The organism is Delftia sp. ZNC0008, from assembly GCF_000799035.1.
Taxonomy (GTDB): domain Bacteria; phylum Pseudomonadota; class Gammaproteobacteria; order Burkholderiales; family Burkholderiaceae_C; genus Comamonas; species Comamonas tsuruhatensis.
The window spans coordinates 1-450 of sequence record NZ_JTKZ01000713.1 but is presented as its reverse complement, the minus strand read 5'-3'; the positions used below and the strand labels follow the sequence as shown (position 1 = coordinate 450).

2 protein-coding genes are annotated in these 450 nt (G+C 68.2%); both read right to left on the bottom strand.

The annotated features are described in order from the left end of the window. Window positions 1–249: DUF3025 domain-containing protein (locus L995_RS23160; RefSeq protein ID WP_047473853.1), on the bottom strand; the 249-nt coding region annotated here is incomplete at its 3' end. Further along, on the bottom strand, window positions 246–450 hold a 205-nt coding region (locus L995_RS23155), incomplete at its 5' end, for an OST-HTH/LOTUS domain-containing protein (protein WP_047473852.1). The genes L995_RS23155 and L995_RS23160, both read right to left, overlap by 4 nt.

Here is a 450-nt window from a genome sequence, read left to right as displayed (position 1 = left end):
GCCGTTGAAGAAGTCATGCAGGTTGTCGCGCGTGGGGATGCAGCGCGTCTCGAAGATGAACTGCTCGTAGGCCATGCCTTCGGGCAGATCGTGCTGGGGCACAAAGCGCCAGGGCAGCGCCTGCGCATCGGCCAGCGACTGCAGGGCCTGCCAGACCGGCCGGCCCTGCGCCACCTGCAGGCAGGCCGCCCTGCCCTGCGTTTGCAGCCCCTGCAGCCAGGGCGCATTCCAGTCGATGGGGAACGTCAATTGCCGGACGGCCTGGACTGGGCCTTGGCCAGGCGCTTGTCGCGCACGGCCACGCGCGAGGTGCCTTCGTCGCGCATCTCGAACGCCTGCGTGGCGGCCAGCAGCTTGGTGAGCGTGGCATAGCCATAGTTGCGCGCATCGAACGATGCCTTGTTGCCGATCTGCGCGCCCACGGCGCCCACATGGGCCCAGCCGCTTTCA